Source organism: Pseudomonas sp. LBUM1644, from assembly GCF_059716195.1.
Window position 1 is genome coordinate 1,228,190 of the sequence record NZ_CP166812.1, and the last position, 21,059, is coordinate 1,249,248.

The window sequence follows — 21,059 nt, forward strand, 5'->3', positions numbered from 1 at the left end:
GCTGTTTGGATCAGCAGATCACTGGCTTGTTTCTTCAGGGTAAGGATAAGCCTCGGTCATGAAGGCCTTATCCTTTTCGCTGAGGCCAAGGTTCAGGAATATTTCAAAGTCACCATGCGTCCAGTTCTGACGGATTTGGTAGTGCATGATCGACTTTGGGTCATAGGGCGAATAGTTGACTTCGCTGGCGTCGAGTAAATTGAAGTAACGCTCGTCAACGGCCTTGCGCCTGAAGTCATCCTCATCAGCGTCTTCAGGTACCCCGTGGTCCGCATAGACCGCAGGCTTGTTCCAGGGAATAGCCGCCTCTGGGTGCAGGTGCTCATGCTCGGCGCCCAATGCATGTCCAAACTCGTGCATGACATAGTGAGCGAAAAGCCTGGGTTGGAGCATCCAGTCCGAGATCACCATCGTTGGGCCTTCTTCCGTCAGTAGCGCGTCGGTACCGATATTGGACCAGTAGATTCCCGGCTCAGTACGAATACGGATATCCCCGACTTCACCGTCGACGAAGTCGAATTTGAGATTGATATTGGGCAGCCAGTTACGTGCGGCAGCCTCGACGCCATCCTTGAATGCTTGATCACCGTTCAGGAACGCAATGCGCAGCGTGCGCCCGGGAGCCCAGAATTTTTTGTGACTGCCGACGGCTCGTTTTTGGCGGGCCGAAGCCGAGGTGTAACGATTGGCGGGGTTCTCGGCGACCGCAACGTCGTAAGAAGCTTGAATGTCGTCTGGTTTTTTGACGACGCAATAGAGTGAGTTGCTCATAGGAACATCCTTGTTGTCATTAAATTAATGATCTGTTTTTTTCTTGAGGAAAATGGCTGTTGCTTGGCTGATTGTTATTTTGGATAAAACATGGAGGCGTCATAAGTTGCTTGATTGTTAGAAGAGCTAATGACTTTGTATGGCTGTAAATAAGGCATTGCTGATTTCCTAATCGATACTTTGGGGTGTTTTGTTCGACTTGGAGGTTAGTGGTATATATAGCGCGGAGTAAAGTTGATATATGTTAGTTGTTTTTGCAAATAATAAGGCCTGCACCGCATTGCACGGTACAGGCCTGTTTCGTGTTACTTGTTGCGAGCTATAAAGTTGCGAATTCGCTCTGCAGCTTCAACACATTCGGCCAGTGGCGCAACCAATGCCATCCGCACTCGACCGGCGCCCGGATTGGTGCCGTCGACGTTGCGCGACAAATAAGAACCCGGCACCACCGTCACATGTTCTTCAACGAACAGATCACGGCAGAACGCTTCGTCATCGCCTTCAACATTCGGCCACAGATAGAAGCCACCATCCGGGCGCTGTACATCCATCACCGGGCTGAGAATTTCCAGCACCGCGTCGTATTTCTCGCGGTACAGGTCACGGTTGGCGCGCACATGCACTTCGTCATTCCAAGCGACCACACTGGCCAGTTGCGTTTGAACCGGCATCGCGCAGCCGTGGTAGGTGCGATACAGCAGGAAGCCTTTGAGAATGTCGGCATCACCGGCCACAAAACCCGAGCGCAGGCCTGGCAGATTCGAACGCTTGGACAGACTGTGGAAGACCACGCAACGCTTGAAGTCCTTTCGACCTAGCTCAACGCAGGCGCTGAGCAGGCCGGGCGGCGGTGTTTGTTCGTCGAAATACAACTCGCTGTAGCATTCATCGGCGGCGATCACGAAATCGTATTCGTCAGCGAGGGCGATCAGTTTTTTCAGCGTGTCGACCGGGATCAGCGCGCCGGTCGGGTTGCCTGGCGAGCACAGGAACAGAATCTGGCAGCGTTTCCAAATCTCTGGCGAAACGGCGTCGAAGTCCGGGTTGAAGCCGTTTTCATCCAGGCATGGCAGGTAGTGCGGCTTGGCCCCGGCGAGGAAGGCTGCACCTTCATAGATCTGATAGAAAGGGTTCGGGCTGACCACCAGGGCGTCGTCGCCACGATTGACCACCGTCTGGGTGAACGCGAACAGCGCTTCGCGGGTGCCGTTGACCGGCAGCACGTTGCGCGCCGGGTCGAGCCAGCCGCTGGGCACGTTGAAGCGACGTTCGCACCACGAAGCGATGGCTTCACGCAGGGCCGGGATGCCGAGGGTGGTCGGGTACACGGCCATCTGATCCAGGTTGCCAGCCAGGGCCTCGGCGACGAAGCTCGGCGAACGGTGTTTCGGCTCGCCGATGGACAGGGCGATAGGGCGCTTGTCCGGATTGGGCGTGACGCTGCCGAGCAGGGCGCGGAGCTTCTCGAACGGGTAGGGCTGCAACTGGTTCAGAGCGTTGTTCATCGGTGGATCTCGTTCGGTGTGGGAGTCAGCCTGTGTGGCTAGGGGAAATGTCTGTGGTGAGGGGATTTATCCCCGTTCGGCTGCGAAGCAGTCGTAAGCGGTTTAACTTTGAAGTGCTGGGGCCGCTTCGCAGCCCAACGGGGATAAATCCCCTCACCACAGGGCCCGCTCCCACAGGGGGATATGGGTTGATTCAGATACTGATGCGCGACAGTTTGATACCGGGTTCCTGGCTGACGCTCAATTGTTCGACGATTGCATCCTGCAAGCGGCTGCACAGCAACGGGTCGGACAACGGCTGATTATTGGCGTCGGTGATGAAGAACACGTCTTCGACGCGTTCGCCGAGGGTGGCGATCTTGGCGTTCTGCAGCGACAGGTCGAACTCCAGGAAAATCGTGCCGATCCGCGCCAGGAGGCCAGGGCGATCCGGCGCGCTGAGTTCCAGCACCGTCACCGGCCGCTGGGCGTCGTTGTGGATCGTCACTTGCGGTGCAAACGCGAAATGCTTGAGCTGGCGCGGCACGCGACGCTGAATAATGGTCGGGTAATCGTCCGGGTTGCGCAGGGCTTCGGTCAGGCCCTCACGGATTTGCTTGACCCGCGCCGGGTTGTCGCCGATCGAGTCACCATCGGTGTCGAGCACGATATAGGTGTCGAGGGTGAACTGGCTGCTGGAGGTGATGACCCGGGCGTCGTGAATGTTCAGGTTGAGCTGATCCATCGCGGCCACGGTCACGGCGAAGAAATCGTGTTGGTCCGGTGCGTAAATGAAGATCTGCGTGCCACCCTCGAACTCGCGCTGGGTGGTTTCCTTGATCAGCACCAGCGGCCCGCCGTCGGCCGGCTGCTGAAGGATCGCGTCACTGTGCCAGGCGACGTCGCCAGCGGTATGGCGCAGGAAATAGTCATCGCCCAATTGCGCCCATAGCTGTTCGACGTCGTCCGGATCGGTACCGCCGCGCACCAGGATGTCCAGGGCGGCGCTTTGGGTCTGGCGGATCTGCTCTTCGCGGTCCACGGGGTTTTCCAGGCCGCGACGCAACGCACGCTTGGTCTCGGTGTAAAGTTGGCGCAACAGGCTGGCGCGCCAGGAATTCCACAGCGTCGGATTGGTCGCGTTGATGTCGGCGACCGTCAGCACGTACAGGTAGTCGAGGCGGGTTTCGTCGCCCACGGCTTGCGCGAAGTCATGGATCACCTGCGGATCGGACAAGTCCTTGCGCTGGGCTGTGGTCGACATCACCAGATGGTTCTGTACCAGCCAAACGATCAGGCGGCTGTCCCACACCGGCAATTGGTGGCGCTGGCAAAAGGCCTCGGCATCTATTGCACCGATTTCCGAGTGATCGCCATGCCGGCCCTTGCCGATGTCGTGGTACAGCCCTGCCAGGTAGATCAGCTCTGGCTTGGGTAGCTTGCCCATGAGTTTGCTGGCCAGCGGGAATTTTTCCGACACTTGCGTGTACTGCAGCTTACGCAGGTGTTTGATCAGGTTCAGGGTGTGCGCGTCGACCGTATAAATATGAAACAGGTCGTGCTGCATCTGGCCAACGATAAAGCCAAACTCCGGCAAATAACGCCCGAGGATGCCGTAACGGTTCATCCGTCGCAGGTTGCGGTGGATGCCGATCTTGCACTTGAACAGCTCGATGAACAGGCTGGTATTGCGAATGTCGTTGCGAAAATCATCGTCGATCAGGTGACGGTGTTCGCGCAGCAGGCGGATGGTGTCGGCGCGCACGCCTTTGATTTCCGGCTGCTGGGCCATCAACACGAAGATTTCGAGCATGGCGAACGGCGTACGGCGGAACACGTTGTCGTTGCGCGCCTCGATGTAACCGTCGTGCAGCTGGAATCGCGAGTTGATCGGCTGCGGCGGTACTTCGTCTGCCGGTGCGAGGATGAGTTCCTCGAAGTGCTGGATGATCAGGTCGCTGAGCTGGGCGATGCTCATGACCACCCGGTAATACTGCTGCATGAAGTTTTCGATGGCTTGCTTGGCGTCATCGCCCTCGAACCCCAGCAGGCCGGCAATGGAGCGCTGGTGATCGAACAGCAGGCGGTCTTCGGAGCGACCGGCGAGCATGTGCAGCGCGTAACGAACCTTCCACAGGAATTCCTGGGACGAGGCCAGCAGTGCATTTTCGCTCTCGACCAGGAACCCTTCGCCGGCCAGTGCCCGCAGGTTCAGGGTGCCGTACTCGCGACGGGCCACCCATAGAATCGTCTGAATATCCCGTAGTCCGCCGGGCGAGCCTTTGACGTTGGGTTCCAGGTTGTATTCGGTGTCATTGTATTTGTGGTGACGCGCCTTCTGCTCTGCGCGTTTGGCCAGGAAAAAATCCTTGCTCGGCCACATGTGCGCGGTGCTGGTGACGTCAAGCATGCGTTGGCGCAGGCGCTCGGGGCCACAGATGGTGCGGCTTTCCATCAGGTTGGTGACAACCGTCAGGTCGGCGCGGGCCTCAACGGCGCATTCGTCGACCGAGCGAACGCTCTGACCGACTTCCAGGCCGATATCCCACAACAGCGTCAGAAAACGCTCGATGGAATCGCGGAAAACTTCGTGGTCGGCGCTGTCCAGCAGAATCAACAGGTCGATGTCGGAATAAGGATGCAGCTCGCCACGACCGTAGCCGCCGACCGCGACCAGCGCGATGTCGGCGTCTTCGCTCCAGTTGAACTGCTCCCAGGCCTTTTGCAGGATGTTGTCGACGAACCAGGCCCGATCCTCGATCAGCCGGCGAATCTCCCGGCCGCTGCGAAAACGTCCGTCAAGGACCTCGCGGGCCTGGCGGATCGCCTTCTTGAAGGCGGCGATCGGGCTAGCCTTCAGGGCCAGTTCAGCCTGGAACTGGCCGCGGTCGAAGAGTTCGGGATCCACCTGCGGCATCGATTGACTTTCCTATCTATAAGGCTGGGAGCTGTCTGGGTCGGATCAGGCCGAAACGCGCGGGATGGTGTCATCGGCGCGCAAGGTGAAGATTTCGTAACCGGTTTCGGTGACCACCAGGGTGTGTTCCCACTGGGCCGACAACTTGCGGTCCTTGGTGATGGCGGTCCAGCCGTCGCCCAAGACCTTGGTGTCGGCCTTGCCCTGGTTGATCATCGGCTCGATGGTGAAGGTCATGCCGGCCTTCAGTTCCATGCCGGTGCCAGCGCGGCCGTAATGCAGGATCTGTGGCTCTTCGTGGAACACCTTGCCGATGCCGTGGCCGCAGAACTCGCGCACGACCGAGAAGCCGTTCTTTTCAGCATGCTTCTGAATCACTTCACCGATATCGCCCAGGCGGCAGCCGGGCTTGACGATTTCGATCGCCTTGTACATGCATTCCTGGGTGATCTGCGACAGGCGCTCGGCCCAGACCGGCACGGTGCCGACGTGGAACATGCGGCTGGTGTCGCCGTGGTAACCGTCCTTGATGACGGTGACGTCGATGTTCAGGGTGTCGCCGTCTTTCAACGGCTTCTCGTTCGGAATGCCATGGCAAACCACGTGGTTGATCGAAGTGCAGATCGACTTCGGGTAACCCTTGTAGTTGAGCGGGGCAGGGATGGCCTGCTGCACATTGACGATGTAGTCGTGGCAGATGCGGTCCAGCTCTTCGGTCGTGATGCCTGGCTTGACATGTTCGGCAATCATTTCCAGCACATCGGCGGCCAGTTTGCCGGCGACACGCATTTTTGCGATGTCCTCTGGCGTTTTGAGTGTGACGGTCATACAGGCTCTCTCTGCGCTCGATGGCGCTTTCTAAAACGGAATGGGCGTTGCGCGATCGTTCTCACGGCCCTGAAAAAGGCGATTCTAACAGACGAACAGCGCAAATCTGACCCTCTGTGCATCGCTTCTCTCTATAGATTGGCGCATTCTTGAGCGATTCCAAGGGCTGTCGGAAGGCATGCATCAGGATTTGAGAATCCGGGTTCCGTTTTTTGCAGCCTTATGATATAAAATGCGCCGCTTTCCGGGGATACCCCGAAAGGCTTAAATCCACACACGTGTCGACACGATGACCTGGGTGCCTTCAGCTGATGCTGCTGGTTGGTCATTGGGATACGTGGAGGCCAAACCCGACTTATTAAGGAACTATCATGTCCCAAGTCAACATGCGCGATATGCTGAAGGCCGGTGTGCACTTCGGTCACCAGACCCGTTACTGGAACCCGAAAATGGGTAAATACATTTTCGGCGCGCGTAACAAGATCCACATCATCAACCTTGAAAAAACCCTGCCAATGTTCAACGAAGCTCTGACTTTCGTAGAGCGCCTGGCCCAGGGCAAAAACAAGATTCTGTTCGTCGGCACCAAGCGTTCCGCTGGCAAGATCGTTGCTGAAGAAGCAGCACGTTGCGGCTCGCCGTACGTCGACCACCGCTGGTTGGGCGGCATGCTGACCAACTTCAAAACCATCCGTGCTTCCATCAAGCGTCTGCGTGACCTTGAAGTACAAGCCGAAGACGGTACTTTCGCCAAGCTGACCAAGAAAGAAGCGCTGATGCGCACTCGCGATCTTGAGAAGCTCGATCGTTCCCTGGGTGGTATCAAGGACATGGGCGGTCTGCCAGACGCACTGTTCGTTATCGACGTTGATCACGAGCGCATCGCGATCACCGAAGCCAACAAGCTGGGCATCCCGGTTATCGGCGTAGTCGATACCAACAGCAGCCCGGAAGGCGTTGACTACATCATCCCAGGCAACGATGACGCAATCCGCGCTATCCAGCTGTACATGGGTTCGATGGCTGACGCTGTCATCCGCGGTCGCAACCACGTTGCTGGCGGCACCGAGCAGTTCGTTGAAGAAGCTCCGGTAGCAGCAGCTGAGTAATTGACGCCTCGGCGTTGACTCAGTAAGCAAAAAGGGGGCTTGGCCCCCTTTTTGCCACCTCGAAAACCGTTTGTCCGGTGGCGCATTTACAGCGTTTGTAACCTGCAGCTGCTAACAACGGTGGTTCGGGAAGAATTGATCGCCCGTTCGATCGGGTGGAATGGTTGAAAACCTATCCAAGAGGATTTTTGAAATGGCAGAGATTACTGCAGCGTTGGTCAAAGAACTGCGCGAGCGTACTGGCGAAGGCATGATGGACTGCAAAAAGGCCTTGACCAAGGCCGGCGGCGACATCGAAAAAGCCATTGATGACATGCGTGCTTCGGGCGCCATCAAGGCTGCCAAAAAAGCGGGCAACGTAGCTGCTGAAGGCGCTATCGCTCTGAAAGAAGACGGTAAAACTGCCGTTCTTCTGGAAGTGAACTCGCAGACCGACTTCCTGGCTCTTCAGGACGACTTCAAGGCATTCGTTGCTTCGAGCGTTGAAAAAGCGTTCGCTGACAAACTGACTGACGTCGCTCCGCTGATCGCAGCTCAAGAAGCCGATCGCCTGGTTCTGGTCGGCAAGGTTGGCGAAAACGTCAACATCCGTCGCCTGGCTCGCGTTGAAGGTGATGTTGTTGGTGGTTACCTGCACGGTAACAAGATCGGTGTTGCAGTTGTCCTGAAAGGCGGCACTGTTGAATTGGCCAAGGACATCGCTATGCACGTAGCGGCGACCAACCCTGAATTCCTGCTGCCATCGGAAGTTTCCGCTGAAGCGGTTGAGCGTGAGAAGGGCGTGTTCCTGACCCTCAACGCTGACAAGATCGCCGGCAAGCCGGAAAACATCGTTGAAAACATGGTCAAAGGCCGTATCAGCAAGTTCCTGGCTGAAGCGAGCCTGGTTGAGCAGGCGTTCGTCAAGAACCCTGAAATCAAGGTCGGCGAACTGGCCAAGAAAGCCGGTGCTGAAATCGTTTCCTTCACCTACTTCAAAGTAGGCGAAGGCATCGAGAAGCCGGTCGACAACTTCGCTGAAGAAGTTGCTGCCCAGCTGGCTGCCGCCAAGCAATAAGACGGTTTTTTAACTGTCGCCCTGAAGAGGCTGCCCGCTTACGCGCGCAGCCTCTTTTCAGATGGGGTATCAATTTTTAATTGGTTTCCCTTTGGAACTGGCTTACAAAGCCATGTTCCGATGGCGCTGAAGCAGCGCCAAGCTAGAGTGAACGCCAGCTGTAAACAGCTCGCAAAGAATTTTTAAAATACGCCGCAGGAGAGATTCGCAATGGCTCAGCAGGGCAGTGGTTATCAGGCTCGCTATAAACGCATTCTACTCAAGCTTAGCGGCGAGGCCCTGATGGGCTCGGAAGAGTTCGGGATCGATCCGAAAGTTCTGGATCGCATGGCGCTGGAAGTCGGCCAACTGGTCGGCATCGGCGTACAGGTCGGTCTGGTGATTGGCGGCGGCAACCTGTTCCGCGGTGCAGCGCTGAGCGCGGCCGGCATGGATCGGGTGACCGGCGACCACATGGGCATGCTGGCCACTGTGATGAACGCCTTGGCCATGCGTGATGCGCTGGAACGTGCCAATATCTCGGCCATCGTGATGTCGGCCATTTCCATGGTGGGCGTGACTGATCACTATGATCGCCGCAAAGCCATGCGCCACCTGAACGCCAAGGAAGTCGTGATTTTCGCGGCCGGTACCGGTAATCCATTCTTCACCACGGATTCGGCCGCTTGCCTGCGAGCGATCGAAATCGATGCCGATGTCGTGCTGAAGGCGACCAAGGTCGATGGCGTCTACACCGCTGACCCATTCAAAGACCCGCATGCAGAGAAGTTCGATCATCTGACTTACGATGAAGTGCTGGATCGCAAGCTGGGCGTGATGGACCTGACTGCCATTTGCCTGTGCCGCGACCACAAGATGCCATTGCGTGTATTTAACATGAACAAGCCCGGCGCCCTGCTGAATATCGTACATGGCGGCGCTGAAGGGACCCTGATCGAGGAAGGCCAACAATGATCAACGAAATCAAGAAAGACGCTAAAGAGCGTATGCAGAAATCCGTCGAGTCGCTGATGCACAACTTTGGCCGTATTCGTACCGGCCAGGCGCATCCGAGCATTCTCGAAGGCGTGATGGTGCCGTATTACGGCTCCGACACTCCGATCAAGCAAGTGGCAAACATCACCGTCAAGGACGCCCGTACCCTGCAAGTGGTTGCCTTTGAGCGCAACATGCTGGGTGCCGTCGACAAGGCTATCGGGAGCGCGGGTCTGAACCTCAACCCGACCAACCTGGGTGAGTTGCTGCTGATCTCCATGCCGGCTCTGACCGAAGAAACCCGCAAGGGCTTCACCAAGCAGGCTCGCGATGTTGCTGAAGACGCCCGTGTTGCCGTGCGCAACATCCGTCGTGACGCGAACAGCCAGCTCAAGGATCTGGTCAAGGAAAAGGAAATCAGCGAAGACGAAGAACGTCGCGCCACTGGCGAAATTGATGACCTGACCAAAAAGTACGTGGCTGAAATCGACGCGAACTTGGCCCAGAAAGAAAAAGACCTGATGGCCGTATAAGGGTCGCGTTTTCATGGATAAGACCAAGCAGACTGCGCCGTCCGCGGTGCCGCGCCATGTCGCGATCATCATGGATGGTAACAATCGCTGGGCGAAAAAACGCTTTATGCCGGGTGTCGCCGGGCATAAAGCGGGTGTCGATGCAGTTCGTGCGGTGATCGAGGTGTGTGCCGAGGCCAAGGTCGAGGTACTGACCCTGTTCGCCTTCTCCAGCGAGAACTGGCAGCGCCCGGCCGATGAGGTCAGCGCCTTGATGGATTTGTTCTTCAAGGCCTTGCGTCGCGAGGCCAAGCGCCTGAACGACAACAACATCAGTTTGCGCATCATTGGTGATCGTTCCCGCTTTCATCCAGAACTTCAGGCTGCCATGCGTGAGGCTGAGGCAATGACGGCGGGCGCCAATCGCTTCATTCTGCAGATCGCCGCCAACTACGGTGGTCAGTGGGATATCGCGCAAGCTGCGCAGCGCCTGGCGCGGGAAGTTCAGGCCGGGCATCTGCGGCCTGAGGACATCACCCCGGAACTGTTGCAAACCTGTCTGGTGACCGGCGATCTGCCGTTGCCGGATTTGTGCATCCGGACCGGCGGCGAACACCGCATCAGCAACTTCCTGCTGTGGCAGCTCGCTTACACCGAGTTGTACTTCTCCGACCTGTTTTGGCCGGACTTCAAACACGATGCCATGCGTAACGCGCTGGCCGATTTCGCTTCTCGCCAGCGCCGCTTCGGTAAAACGAGCGAGCAGGTCGAGGCTGGAGCCCGGGTTTAATGCTCAAACAACGAATCATCACTGCACTGATCCTGCTGCCGATTGCCCTGTGCGGGTTTTTTCTGCTCGAAGGCTCGGGTTTCGCGCTGTTCATAGGCTTGGTTGTGACCCTCGGTGCCTGGGAATGGGCACGCCTGGCAGGCTTCACTGCCCAGCCGATCCGCGTTGCCTATGCAGCTGTCGTCGCGCTAATGCTGTTCGTCATGTACATCCTGCCGGGGCTCGCGCCCTGGGTGTTGGGTGCTTCGGTGCTGTGGTGGGGCGTTGCGACTTATCTGGTGCTGACTTACCCGCGCTCCAGTGAACGCTGGGCTAGCGCTGCCAGCAAACTGGTCATCGGTCTGCTGATCCTGCTGCCGGCGTGGCAAGGTCTGGTTCAGATCAAGCAGGAGCCTTTGGGTAACTGGCTGATCATGGCGGTGATGGTACTGGTCTGGGGTGCCGATATCGGCGCGTACTTTTCCGGACGGGCGTTCGGCAAGCGCAAGCTCGCGCCGCTGGTCAGTCCCGGCAAGAGCTGGGAAGGTGTGTACGGCGGCCTGGCGTTGAGTCTGGTGATCACCGTTGTTGTCGGCCTGGTTCGCGACTGGACGGTTGCCGAACTTTTTAAAGGGTTGATCGGTGCGGCGATTATCGTGTTCATTTCGGTGGTGGGTGACCTGACGGAAAGCATGTTCAAGCGCCAGTCAGGGATCAAGGACAGCAGTAATCTGCTGCCGGGTCATGGTGGCGTGCTGGACCGTATCGACAGCCTGACCGCAGCGATTCCAGTGTTTGCCGTGCTGCTGTGGATGGCGGCACCGTGAGCCGCCCACAACAGATTACCGTCCTGGGGGCGACCGGCTCGATCGGCCTGAGCACGCTCGATGTCATCGCGCGTCATCCCGAGCGCTATCAGGTCTTTGCACTGAGTGGTTTCACCCGTCTGAACGAGCTTTTGGCGCTGTGCGTCAAGCATGCGCCCCGGTTCGCCGTAGTGCCTGAAGCGGGCGTTGCCCGAGGCTTGCAGGACGACCTGCACGCTGCCGGTCTGTCGACCCGTGTGCTGGTAGGGGAGGAGGGCCTGTGCCAGGTCGCTTCCGACCCTGAAGTCGATGCGGTCATGGCGGCCATTGTCGGTGCGGCGGGCTTGCGTCCGACCCTGGCGGCGGTCGAAGCCGGCAAAAAGATCCTCTTGGCCAACAAAGAAGCGCTGGTGATGTCCGGTGCCTTGTTCATGCAGGCTGTGCGCAAAAGCGGTTCGGTGCTATTGCCGATCGACAGCGAGCACAACGCGATTTTCCAGTGCATGCCACAGGATTTTGCCCGTGGCCTGGGTGCGGTCGGTGTCCGTCGGATTTTACTCACAGCCTCTGGCGGTCCGTTCCGACAGACACCGATGGCTGAACTGGCGCATGTTTCCCCCGAGCAAGCGTGTGCCCATCCGAACTGGTCGATGGGGCGCAAGATATCGGTCGACTCGGCCAGCATGATGAACAAAGGGCTGGAGCTGATCGAAGCCTGCTGGTTGTTCGATGCCAAGCCGGCTCAGGTCGAAGTGGTGATTCATCCTCAGAGCGTGATTCATTCGCTGGTCGATTACATCGACGGTTCGGTGCTGGCACAGCTGGGAAATCCGGATATGCGCACCCCGATTGCCAATGCCCTGGCTTGGCCAGAGCGAATAGATTCGGGAGTTGCACCGCTGGACCTGTTTGCCATCGCGCGCCTGGATTTCCAGGCGCCCGATGAAACGCGTTTCCCTTGCCTGCGCCTGGCGCGTCAGGCCGCCGAAGCGGGTGATAGCGCACCGGCCGTGCTGAATGCGGCGAATGAAGTGGCAGTCGCGGCCTTTCTCGACGGGCGGGTTCGTTACCTGGAAATCGCGAGTATCATCGAAGAAGTCTTGAATCTCGAACCCGTGGTTGCGGTGGATGATCTCGAGGCGGTGTTCACCGCCGACGCGAAAGCGCGATTACTGGCCGGGCAATGGTTGAGTCGTCACGGGCGATAGGTGCTGCAAAATGTGGGTCCCATGCAGCACCGAACAGGAATGCGGAGAAAGTAGATGAGCGCGCTCTATATGATTGTCGGCACCCTTGTGGCTTTGGGTGTGCTGGTCACCTTCCACGAATTCGGCCATTTCTGGGTCGCACGTCGCTGTGGGGTCAAAGTGCTGCGTTTCTCCGTGGGCTTTGGTATGCCGCTGCTGCGCTGGCACGACAAGAAAGGTACTGAATTCGTGGTGGCCGCCATTCCATTGGGTGGCTACGTGAAGATGCTCGATGAGCGTGAAGGTGAAGTCCCGTCCGATCAGCTCGATCACGCCTTCAATCGCAAAACCGTTCGTCAGCGGATTGCTATTGTGGCTGCTGGCCCGATCGCCAACTTCTTGTTGGCGATGATTTTTTTCTGGGTACTCGCCATGCTCGGCAGCGAACAGGTGCGGCCGGTCATCGGTGCCGTCGAGTCCGGCAGCCTTGCCGCCAAGGCAGGTTTGAGCCCTGGACAGGAAATCGTTGCCATTGATGGCGAACCGACTTCTGGCTGGGCTGCGGTGAATCTGCAGCTGGTCCGTCGTCTCGGGGAGAGCGGGACCCTCCAGTTGTTGGTTCGTGAGCAGGGTTCGACTGCGGATTCGCCACGTGAGCTGGCCTTGGATAAATGGCTGAAGGGTGCCGATGAGCCGGACCCTATTCGCTCGCTGGGTATTCGCCCGTGGCGTCCTGCGTTGCCGCCCGTACTCGCCGAACTTGATCCCAAAGGCCCGGCCCAGGCTGCTGGCCTGAAGACCGGTGACCGGTTGTTGGCGCTGGATGGCAAGTCGCTGGACGACTGGCAGCAGGTGGTCGATACGGTCCGTATGCATCCCGATACCAAAATCATGCTGCGCGTCGAGCGCGATGGTGCTCAAATCGACGTCCCTGTGACACTCGCTGCTCGCGGCGAGAGCAAGGCGCCGAGCGGTTATCTGGGGGCCGGGGTGAAAGCTGTCGATTGGCCGCCGGAGATGATTCGCGAGGTCAGTTACGGTCCGGTGGCCGCGATTGGGGAGGGCGCTCGGCGCACCTGGACCATGAGCATATTGACCCTCGACTCGCTCAAGAAAATGTTGTTCGGTGAGCTCTCGGTAAAAAACTTGAGTGGACCGATAACCATTGCTAAAGTGGCGGGCGCTTCTGCCCAGTCGGGTGTCGCTGATTTCCTGAATTTCCTTGCTTATCTGAGTATTAGCTTGGGCGTTCTGAATTTGTTGCCCATTCCTGTACTGGATGGGGGGCATTTGTTGTTTTATCTGATCGAGTGGGCGCGTGGTCGTCCCTTGTCAGATCGGGTGCAGGGTTGGGGGATACAGATCGGTATCAGTTTGGTGGTCGGGGTGATGTTGCTTGCTCTGGTCAATGATTTGGGCCGTCTGTAACACTTCGCTGAATTGCGAATCTGCCGCATTTTGCGGCAGTTTGTTTATTGCCAGTTGGAATAAGAAAGGACTTCATGAAACGTCTGCTGCTAACTGCGGTTCTCACCGTATTGATGATCGCCGAAGTTCACGCCGAGTCCTTCACTATCTCTGATATTCGCGTCAATGGCCTCCAGCGGGTCTCCGCGGGTAGCGTCTTTGGTGCTTTGCCGTTGAACGTCGGTGAACAGGCGGATGATCGTCGCCTGGTGGAATCCACTCGTGCGCTGTTCAAAACCGGGTTCTTTCAAGATATCCAGCTGGGCCGCGATGGCAACGTCCTGGTCATCACGGTAGTCGAGCGTCCGTCGGTCGCCAGTATCGAGATCGAGGGTAACAAGGCGATCTCCACTGAAGACCTGATGAAAGGCCTCAAACAATCCGGTCTGGCCGAAGGCGAGATCTTCCAGCGTGCCACCCTCGAAGGTGTACGTAACGAACTGCAGCGCCAATACGTCGCTCAGGGTCGCTACTCGGCCACCGTCGATACCGAAGTGGTGCCGCAGCCGCGCAACCGTGTAGCGCTGAAGGTCAACATCAACGAAGGCACCGTCGCTGCTATCCAGCACATCAACGTGGTGGGTAACACGGTCTTCCCTGATGAAGACCTGATCGACCTGTTCGAACTCAAGACCACCAACTGGCTTTCGTTCTTCAAGAACGATGACAAGTACGCTCGCGAAAAACTGTCTGGTGACCTGGAGCGCCTGCGTTCCTACTACCTGGACCGTGGCTATATCAACATGGATATCGCTTCGACCCAGGTGTCCATTACTCCGGACAAGAAGCACGTCTATATCACCGTCAACGTCAACGAAGGCGAGAAGTACACCGTTCGTGACGTCAAGCTGAGCGGCGACCTGAAAGTTCCTGAAGACCAGGTCAAGTCCCTGCTGCTGGTCCAGAAAGGCCAGGTGTTCTCGCGCAAGCTGATGACCACCACTTCCGAGCTGATCACGCGCCGTCTGGGTAACGAGGGTTACACCTTCGCCAACGTCAATGGCGTGCCGCAGCCTCACGATGAAGACCATACGGTAGACATCACCTTCGCCGTCGATCCGGGCAAACGTGCCTACGTCAACCGCATCAACTTCCGTGGCAATACCAAGTCCGAAGACGAAGTACTGCGCCGTGAAATGCGTCAGATGGAAGGCGGCTGGGCTTCGACCTACCTGATCGACCAATCCAAGACCCGTCTTGAGCGCCTGGGCTTCTTCAAGGAAGTCAACGTTGAAACACCGGCCGTGCCGGGTGTCGACGACCAGGTTGACGTGAACTACAGCGTTGAAGAGCAAGCGTCCGGTTCGATTACCGCCAGCGTCGGTTTCGCCCAGAGCGCCGGCCTGATCCTCGGTGGTTCGATCACCCAGAACAACTTCCTGGGTACCGGTAACAAGGTCAGCATCGGTTTGACCCGCAGTGAATACCAGAGCCGCTATAACTTCGGTTATGTCGACCCGTACTGGACTGCCGATGGCGTGAGCCTGGGTTACAACGCGTTCTATCGCACCACCGACTACAAAGACCTCGACGTCGACGTAGCAAGCTATGCCGTAGACAGCCTGGGTGCTGGCGTGAGCGTCGGTTATCCGATCAGCGAGACTTCGCGCCTGACTTTCGGCCTGACGGCTCAACAGGACACCATCAAGACTGGCGTGTACACCGTTGACGAGATTTTCGACTTCGTTAACAAGGAAGGCGACAAATACCTGAACTTCAAGGCGTCGGCCGGTTGGTCCGAGTCCACCCTGAACAAGGGCGTACTCGCGACTCGTGGGCATTCCCAGAGCCTGGTGCTTGAAACCACGACGCCTGGCAGTGACCTGTCATTCTTCAAGCTCGACTACCGTGGCCAGTTGTTCCAGCCATTGAGCGAGAACTACACCATGCGCCTGCACACCGAATTGGGTTATGGCGATGGTTATGGTTCTACCGACGGCTTGCCATTCTATGAAAACTACTATGCTGGTGGTTTCAACTCGGTTCGTGGCTTCAAGGACAGTACCTTGGGTCCACGCAGTACCCCGAGTCGTGGTCAGGCTGTAACGGGTAACGCCGGCACTCAAGCCGACCCGGACCAGGATCCGCTGCCATTCGGCGGCAACGTCCTGATCCAGGGTGGTGTCGAAGTCCTGTTCCCGCTGCCGTTTGTCAAAGATCAGCGCTCCCTGCGTACCTCGGTATTCTGGGATGTGGGTAACGTGTTCGACTCCAAGTGCTCAGATAGCACGAACACCGATGGTGTGAAGTCCAACACGAAGTGCAACGACATCAGTTTGAGCAACATGGCGAGTTCCGTAGGTGTGGGTGTGACCTGGGTCACCGCGCTGGGTCCTCTGAGTTTCGCATTGGCCATGCCAGTCAAGAAACCGGATGACGCTGAGACTCAAGTGTTCCAATTCTCCCTCGGCCAGACGTTCTAAGCGTCTGACCCAAAATAACGACAATGGATTTTGTAGGAGTGCATCGTGCGTAAGTTGACTCAATTGGTTCTCCTGGCAACCGTTCTGGTCGCAGGTCCGGCTTTTGCCGACATGAAAATCGCCGTTCTGAACTATCAGATGGCGCTGCTGGAGTCCGACGCTGCCAAGAAATACGCCGTGGATGCCGAGAAGAAGTTCGGTCCTCAACTGACCAAACTGAAAACCCTGGAGAGCAGTGCCAAGGGTATTCAGGACCGCCTGATGGCCGGTGGCGACAAAATGCAGCAAGGCGAGCGTGAACGTCTTGAGCTGGAATTCAAGCAAAAGGCCCGTGACTTCCAGTTCCAGTCCAAGGAACTGAACGAAGCCAAAGCCGTTGCCGACCGTGAAATGCTGAAGCAGCTCAAGCCGAAACTGGACAGCGCTGTGGAAGAAGTCATCAAGAAAGGTGCTTTCGACCTGGTCTTCGAGCGTGGCGCAGTGATTGATGTCAAACCTCAATACGACATCACTCGCCAGGTTATCGAGCGCATGAATCAGCTGAAGTAATATGACAGCGACTATAAAGCTCGGCCAATTGGCCGAGTTCCTCGGCGCCACGGTACGTGGCGACCCGGCGAAAGAAATTACTGGGCTAGCCACTTTGCAAGAGGCTGGCCCAGCTCAGTTGAGCTTTCTCGCAAACCCTCAATACCGTAAGTACCTGGCTGACAGCCGGGCTGCGGCGTTGTTGCTGAAAGCGGCTGACGCCGAAGGTTTTGCCGGTAATGCGCTGGTGGTGCCTGATCCGTATCTGGCCTACGCGCGGGTGTCTCACCTGTTCGATCCCAAGCCCAAGGCTGCTGCCGGTATTCACCCGACAGCGGTCGTTGCAGAAGATGCCGTGGTTGACCCAGCGGCGAGTATTGGTGCGTTTGCAGTGATTGAAAGCGCGGCGCGTATTGCTGCGGGCGTGACAGTCGGTGCGCACTGCTTCATCGGTGCCCGCTGCGAGATTGGTGAAGGCGGCTGGCTCGCCCCGCGAGTGACGCTGTACCACGACGTTCGCATCGGCAAGCGCGTGGTGATTCAGTCGGGCGCAGTTCTCGGTGGCGAAGGTTTCGGTTTTGCCAATGAGAAAGGTGTCTGGCAGAAGATCGCCCAGATCGGTGGTGTCCTGGTCGGTGACGATGTCGAGATAGGCGTTAATACTGCCATCGACCGTGGTGCCCTGGCCGATACCATCCTCGGTAATGGCGTGAAGCTCGACAATCAGATTCAAATTGCCCATAACGTCCAGGTCGGTGACCACACCGCCATGGCAGCGTGCGTGGGAATCTCTGGCAGCACCAAAATCGGCAAGCATTGCATGCTCGCCGGTGGTGTAGGGCTGGTGGGACATATCGAAATTTGCGACAACGTTTTTATCACCGGGATGACCATGGTGACCCATTCGATTACTGAAAAGGGTTCCTATTCTTCCGGTACGGCCATGCAACCGGCTGCCGAATGGCGCAAAAGCGCGGCACGCATCCGTCAGCTCGATGACATCGCGCGACGTCTGCGACAGTTGGAAAAGCGTGTAGGGGAAGTGACCCCTGACGGTAATGCTTCATCAGATGGCTGATACCATTTCCATATCAAGTGTGCACAGCCGCTAGACTGCCTCCTTGATTTGCTAGAGGGGTGCGCGTCAGTCGCGCGCTCCCAATCTTTACATAGGCTTCCCCCCGAAATGATGGACATCAACGAGATTCGCGAATACCTGCCTCACCGTTACCCGTTCCTGCTGGTGGACCGAGTCGTGGAACTGGATGTGGAAGGCAAGCGCATTCGCGCCTACAAGAATGTCAGCATCAACGAACCGTTCTTCAATGGCCACTTCCCTGCGCATCCAATCATGCCGGGCGTGTTGATCATCGAAGCGATGGCTCAGGCTGCCGGTATCCTTGGCTTCAAAATGCTCGACGTGAAGCCTGCCGACGGTACGCTTTATTACTTCGTCGGCTCCGACAAGCTGCGTTTTCGCCAGCCGGTCACCCCTGGCGATCAGTTGATCCTCGAAGCTCGCTTCATCAGCTGCAAGCGCCAGATTTGGAAGTTCGAATGCCAGGCTTCGGTCGACGGCAAGCCGGTCTGCTCCGCTGAAATTATCTGCGCGGAACGCAAACTATGAGTTTGATTGACCCTCGCGCAATCATCGATCCGACGGCCATTTTGGCCGACGACGTCGAGGTCGGCCCTTGGTCGATCGTCGGCGCAGGTGTGGAAATCGGCGAGGGGACAGTGATCGGGCCGCACGTGATTCTCAAAGGCCCGACCCGAATCGGTAAGCACAATCGCATCTACCAGTTTTCTTCGGTAGGCGAGGACACGCCTGACCTGAAATACAAGGGTGAAGAAACCCGCCTCGTCATTGGTGACCACAACGTCATTCGCGAAGGCGTGACGATTCACCGCGGGACCGTTCAGGACCGTTCGGAAACCACCCTTGGCGATCACAACCTGATCATGGCCTATGCCCACATCGGCCACGACAGCGTCATCGGCAACCACTGCATCCTGGTCAACAACACCGCACTGGCCGGTCATGTGCACGTTGAAGATTGGGCGATCCTGTCCGGTTTTACCCTGGTTCATCAGTATTGCCACATCGGCGCCCACAGCTTTTCCGGTATGGGCACCGCCATTGGCAAGGATGTTCCAGCGTACGTCACGGTGTTCGGCAACCCGGCCGAAGCGCGCAGCATGAATTTCGAAGGCATGCGCCGTCGTGGTTTCAGCGAGGACGCGATCCACGCCCTGCGTCGTGCCTATAAGGTGGTTTACCGCCAGGGCCTGACGGTAGAACAGGCGCTCGCTGAACTGACCGAACCGTCGGCCCAGTTTCCGGAAGTCGCGGTATTCCGTGATTCGATCCAGTCTTCGACCCGCGGCATCACGCGTTAATCATGGCTAATCTGCGTATAGCGCTGGTGGCGGGTGAGGCTTCCGGTGACATTCTGGGTGCGGGCCTCATGCGCGCACTCAAGGCTCAGCATCCGGCAGTCGAGTTCATTGGGGTTGGCGGTCCGCTGATGGCGGCCGAAGGCCTGACCTCGTATTTTCCGATGGAGCGTCTCTCTGTCATGGGTCTGGTGGAAGTGCTGGGCCGATTGCGCGAGCTGCTGGCTCGGCGCAAGAAACTGGTCGCCGACCTGATCGCCGAAAAACCGGACGTGTTCATCGGTATCGATGCTCCGGACTTCAACCTCAATATCGAACTCAAGCTGCGTCAGGCGGGGATCAAGACCGTGCACTACGTCAGCCCGTCGGTATGGGCGTGGCGGCAGAAGCGTGTGTTGAAGATTCGCGACGGCTGCGATCTGATGCTGACGCTGTTCCCGTTCGAAGCAAAATTCTACGAAGAGAAGGGTGTGCCGGTGCGGTTTGTCGGGCACTCACTGGCCGATGCCATTCCGCTGGAAGCGGATCGTGCGGCGGCGCGGGCCGAACTTGGCTTGCCTGATGGGCCGCTGGTGGCGTTGATGCCTGGCAGTCGTGGTGGCGAAGTCGGTCGGCTGGGAGCGTTGTTTCTCGATACTGCCCAGCGTTTGCGCACCATGCGCCCCGAGGTGCGCTTCGTTATGCCTTGCGCCAACCCCGAGCGCCGCACGCAGCTTGACGCGTTGCTGGTCGGTCGCGATTTGCCGCTAACCTTGCTCGATGGCAAATCCCACCTGGCCCTGGCGGCTTGCGATGCGGTGTTGATCGCCTCTGGAACCGCCACGCTCGAAGCGCTGTTGTACAAGCGGCCGATGGTGGTCGCTTATCGTCTGGCGCCACTGACGTTCTGGATTCTCAAGCGCATGGTGAAAAGTCCCTACGTTTCCTTGCCGAACCTGCTGGCCCAGCGCCTTTTGGTGCCCGAGTTGCTGCAGGACGATGCGACGGTCGAGGCCCTGGCCCAGACCTTGTCGCCGTTGATCGAGGATGGCGAAGAACAGACTCGCGGCTTTGATGAAATTCACCGGACCTTGCGTCTGGACGCCTCCAACCAGGCTGCGGATGCAGTGCTGAAACTGATCGGCCAAGTACAATGAGTAAAACAAGCATGCAAATGGGGCTGGATTTTACCTTGGTCGCTGAAGTCGAAGATTTAGTCGCCGGTGTTGACGAAGTCGGTCGCGGTCCGCTCTGTGGGGCCGTGGTGACCGCTGCGGTGATCCTTGATCCGAATCGTCCGATCCTCGGTCTGAATGATTCGAAGAAACTCACTGAAGCCCGCCGCGAAAAGCTCTACGACGAAATCTGCGAAAAAGCCCTGAGCTGGTGCATCGCTCGGGCCGAAGTCGAAGAAATCGACGAGTTGAACATTCTCCATGCCACCATGCTGGCCATGCAGCGAGCGATCGAAGGGCTGCACATTCAGCCGAAACTGGCGATGATCGACGGCAACCGCTGCCCGAAACTGTCCATGCGCGCCGAAGCGGTGGTGCAGGGCGACGGCAAGGTTCCGGCCATTGCGGCGGCATCGATTCTGGCCAAGGTCAGCCGAGACCGTGAAATGGCGGCGTTCGAATTGATTTACCCGGGGTATGGGATCGGAGGCCATAAAGGCTATCCAACGCCCGTTCATCTGGAGGCGTTGGCCCGCCTGGGGCCGACGCCCATTCACCGGCGCTCGTTCGCCCCTGTGCGTCTGGCGTACGAAGCACGTGAGAGCCTGATAGAGAGTTAGGCGCAAGGCTGATGTTTTTGCCAAGGCCCGGTACAATCCGGGCCTTGTTGTTTTC

Annotated in this window: 19 protein-coding genes; 15 read left to right on the forward strand and 4 right to left on the reverse strand. The window is 57.8% G+C overall.

Annotated elements, in window-relative coordinates:
• Positions 1–18: 18 nt before the first annotated feature.
• From ACA052_RS05595 to map, 4 genes are all read right to left on the reverse strand, one after another.
• The gene (locus ACA052_RS05595; RefSeq protein ID WP_497648761.1) at positions 19–771 is read right to left on the reverse strand and encodes a zinc metalloprotease; all 753 of its coding nucleotides are present in this window, start codon (positions 769–771) and stop codon (positions 19–21) included.
• Positions 772–1,076: 305 nt separating this feature from the next.
• Complete coding sequence (gene dapC / locus ACA052_RS05600) at positions 1,077–2,276, reverse strand: succinyldiaminopimelate transaminase (protein ID WP_497648762.1); 1,200 nt, start codon at positions 2,274–2,276, stop codon at positions 1,077–1,079.
• A gap of 193 nt (positions 2,277–2,469) precedes the next feature.
• Positions 2,470–5,172 (reverse strand): [protein-PII] uridylyltransferase, encoded by a 2,703-nt coding sequence (locus tag ACA052_RS05605; RefSeq protein ID WP_497648763.1) that lies wholly within the window; start codon positions 5,170–5,172, stop codon positions 2,470–2,472.
• A 45-nt stretch (positions 5,173–5,217) separates the two neighbouring features.
• Positions 5,218–6,000, reverse strand: a complete 783-nt coding sequence (map, locus tag ACA052_RS05610) for a type I methionyl aminopeptidase (RefSeq protein ID WP_497648764.1) — start codon at positions 5,998–6,000, stop codon at positions 5,218–5,220.
• 371 nt (positions 6,001–6,371) lie between these two features.
• Between map and rpsB the strand changes: the two genes are divergently transcribed.
• The 15 genes from rpsB (at position 6,372) to rnhB (ending at position 21,004) form a co-directional block, all read left to right on the forward strand.
• On the forward strand, positions 6,372–7,109 hold the full coding sequence (gene rpsB, locus ACA052_RS05615) for a 30S ribosomal protein S2 (RefSeq protein ID WP_003219330.1): 738 nt from the start codon (positions 6,372–6,374) through the stop codon (positions 7,107–7,109).
• A 193-nt stretch (positions 7,110–7,302) separates the two neighbouring features.
• Positions 7,303–8,166 (forward strand): translation elongation factor Ts, encoded by an 864-nt coding sequence (gene tsf / locus ACA052_RS05620; RefSeq protein WP_497648765.1) that lies wholly within the window; start codon positions 7,303–7,305, stop codon positions 8,164–8,166.
• Positions 8,167–8,376: 210 nt separating this feature from the next.
• The gene (pyrH, locus tag ACA052_RS05625) at positions 8,377–9,120 is read left to right on the forward strand and encodes a UMP kinase (RefSeq protein ID WP_003172271.1); all 744 of its coding nucleotides are present in this window, start codon (positions 8,377–8,379) and stop codon (positions 9,118–9,120) included.
• Positions 9,117–9,674 carry a ribosome recycling factor gene (gene frr / locus ACA052_RS05630; protein WP_008028968.1) on the forward strand — a complete coding sequence of 186 codons (558 nt, stop codon included), beginning with the start codon at positions 9,117–9,119 and terminating at the stop codon, positions 9,672–9,674. The genes pyrH and frr overlap by 4 nt, the downstream gene beginning before the upstream one ends.
• A gap of 13 nt (positions 9,675–9,687) precedes the next feature.
• Positions 9,688–10,443 carry a polyprenyl diphosphate synthase gene (gene uppS / locus ACA052_RS05635; protein ID WP_497648766.1) on the forward strand — a complete coding sequence of 252 codons (756 nt, stop codon included), beginning with the start codon at positions 9,688–9,690 and terminating at the stop codon, positions 10,441–10,443.
• A complete protein-coding gene (locus ACA052_RS05640; RefSeq protein WP_497648767.1) occupies positions 10,443–11,249 on the forward strand; it encodes a phosphatidate cytidylyltransferase in 807 nt (268 codons plus the stop codon). The genes uppS and ACA052_RS05640 overlap by 1 nt, the downstream gene beginning before the upstream one ends.
• Complete coding sequence (gene ispC / locus ACA052_RS05645; protein ID WP_497648768.1) at positions 11,246–12,436, forward strand: 1-deoxy-D-xylulose-5-phosphate reductoisomerase; 1,191 nt, start codon at positions 11,246–11,248, stop codon at positions 12,434–12,436. The genes ACA052_RS05640 and ispC overlap by 4 nt, the downstream gene beginning before the upstream one ends.
• A 54-nt stretch (positions 12,437–12,490) precedes the next feature.
• On the forward strand, positions 12,491–13,843 hold the full coding sequence (rseP, locus tag ACA052_RS05650; RefSeq protein WP_497648769.1) for a sigma E protease regulator RseP: 1,353 nt from the start codon (positions 12,491–12,493) through the stop codon (positions 13,841–13,843).
• A gap of 74 nt (positions 13,844–13,917) precedes the next feature.
• Positions 13,918–16,305, forward strand: a complete 2,388-nt coding sequence (gene bamA / locus ACA052_RS05655; RefSeq protein WP_497648770.1) for an outer membrane protein assembly factor BamA — start codon at positions 13,918–13,920, stop codon at positions 16,303–16,305.
• A 45-nt stretch (positions 16,306–16,350) separates the two neighbouring features.
• The gene (locus tag ACA052_RS05660) at positions 16,351–16,854 is read left to right on the forward strand and encodes an OmpH/Skp family outer membrane protein (RefSeq protein ID WP_008028980.1); all 504 of its coding nucleotides are present in this window, start codon (positions 16,351–16,353) and stop codon (positions 16,852–16,854) included.
• 1 nt (position 16,855) lies between these two features.
• Positions 16,856–17,911, forward strand: coding sequence for a UDP-3-O-(3-hydroxymyristoyl)glucosamine N-acyltransferase (gene lpxD, locus ACA052_RS05665; RefSeq protein ID WP_497648771.1), 1,056 nt, complete (start codon positions 16,856–16,858; stop codon positions 17,909–17,911).
• A gap of 108 nt (positions 17,912–18,019) precedes the next feature.
• Positions 18,020–18,460: a 3-hydroxyacyl-ACP dehydratase FabZ gene (gene fabZ, locus ACA052_RS05670; RefSeq protein WP_017336708.1), complete on the forward strand. Its 441-nt coding sequence runs from the start codon at positions 18,020–18,022 to the stop codon at positions 18,458–18,460.
• Positions 18,457–19,233 carry an acyl-ACP--UDP-N-acetylglucosamine O-acyltransferase gene (lpxA, locus tag ACA052_RS05675; protein ID WP_497648772.1) on the forward strand — a complete coding sequence of 259 codons (777 nt, stop codon included), beginning with the start codon at positions 18,457–18,459 and terminating at the stop codon, positions 19,231–19,233. Before fabZ ends, lpxA begins: the two co-directional genes overlap by 4 nt.
• Before the next feature lie 2 nt (positions 19,234–19,235).
• A complete protein-coding gene (lpxB, locus tag ACA052_RS05680) occupies positions 19,236–20,366 on the forward strand; it encodes a lipid-A-disaccharide synthase (protein ID WP_497648773.1) in 1,131 nt (376 codons plus the stop codon).
• 11 nt (positions 20,367–20,377) lie between these two features.
• Positions 20,378–21,004 carry a ribonuclease HII gene (gene rnhB, locus ACA052_RS05685; protein WP_017336711.1) on the forward strand — a complete coding sequence of 209 codons (627 nt, stop codon included), beginning with the start codon at positions 20,378–20,380 and terminating at the stop codon, positions 21,002–21,004.
• The last annotated feature ends 55 nt before the right edge of the window (positions 21,005–21,059 follow it).

What these genes read in the sequence shown, in the direction of transcription:
- fabZ (WP_017336708.1), top strand. Translation starts at nt 18,020, where the DNA reads ATGATGGACATCAACGAGATTCGCGAATACCTGCCTCACCGTTACCCG.
- rseP (WP_497648769.1), top strand. Translation starts at nt 12,491, where the DNA reads ATGAGCGCGCTCTATATGATTGTCGGCACCCTTGTGGCTTTGGGTGTG.
- uppS (WP_497648766.1), top strand. Translation starts at nt 9,688, where the DNA reads ATGGATAAGACCAAGCAGACTGCGCCGTCCGCGGTGCCGCGCCATGTC.
- ACA052_RS05595 (WP_497648761.1), bottom strand. Translation starts at nt 771, where the DNA reads ATGAGCAACTCACTCTATTGCGTCGTCAAAAAACCAGACGACATTCAA.
- bamA (WP_497648770.1), top strand. Translation starts at nt 13,918, where the DNA reads ATGAAACGTCTGCTGCTAACTGCGGTTCTCACCGTATTGATGATCGCC.
- lpxA (WP_497648772.1), top strand. Translation starts at nt 18,457, where the DNA reads ATGAGTTTGATTGACCCTCGCGCAATCATCGATCCGACGGCCATTTTG.
- tsf (WP_497648765.1), top strand. Translation starts at nt 7,303, where the DNA reads ATGGCAGAGATTACTGCAGCGTTGGTCAAAGAACTGCGCGAGCGTACT.
- frr (WP_008028968.1), top strand. Translation starts at nt 9,117, where the DNA reads ATGATCAACGAAATCAAGAAAGACGCTAAAGAGCGTATGCAGAAATCC.
- ACA052_RS05640 (WP_497648767.1), top strand. Translation starts at nt 10,443, where the DNA reads ATGCTCAAACAACGAATCATCACTGCACTGATCCTGCTGCCGATTGCC.
- rpsB (WP_003219330.1), top strand. Translation starts at nt 6,372, where the DNA reads ATGTCCCAAGTCAACATGCGCGATATGCTGAAGGCCGGTGTGCACTTC.
- dapC (WP_497648762.1), bottom strand. Translation starts at nt 2,276, where the DNA reads ATGAACAACGCTCTGAACCAGTTGCAGCCCTACCCGTTCGAGAAGCTC.
- ACA052_RS05605 (WP_497648763.1), bottom strand. Translation starts at nt 5,172, where the DNA reads ATGCCGCAGGTGGATCCCGAACTCTTCGACCGCGGCCAGTTCCAGGCT.
- rnhB (WP_017336711.1), top strand. Translation starts at nt 20,378, where the DNA reads ATGCAAATGGGGCTGGATTTTACCTTGGTCGCTGAAGTCGAAGATTTA.
- map (WP_497648764.1), bottom strand. Translation starts at nt 6,000, where the DNA reads ATGACCGTCACACTCAAAACGCCAGAGGACATCGCAAAAATGCGTGTC.
- pyrH (WP_003172271.1), top strand. Translation starts at nt 8,377, where the DNA reads ATGGCTCAGCAGGGCAGTGGTTATCAGGCTCGCTATAAACGCATTCTA.
- lpxB (WP_497648773.1), top strand. Translation starts at nt 19,236, where the DNA reads ATGGCTAATCTGCGTATAGCGCTGGTGGCGGGTGAGGCTTCCGGTGAC.
- lpxD (WP_497648771.1), top strand. Translation starts at nt 16,856, where the DNA reads ATGACAGCGACTATAAAGCTCGGCCAATTGGCCGAGTTCCTCGGCGCC.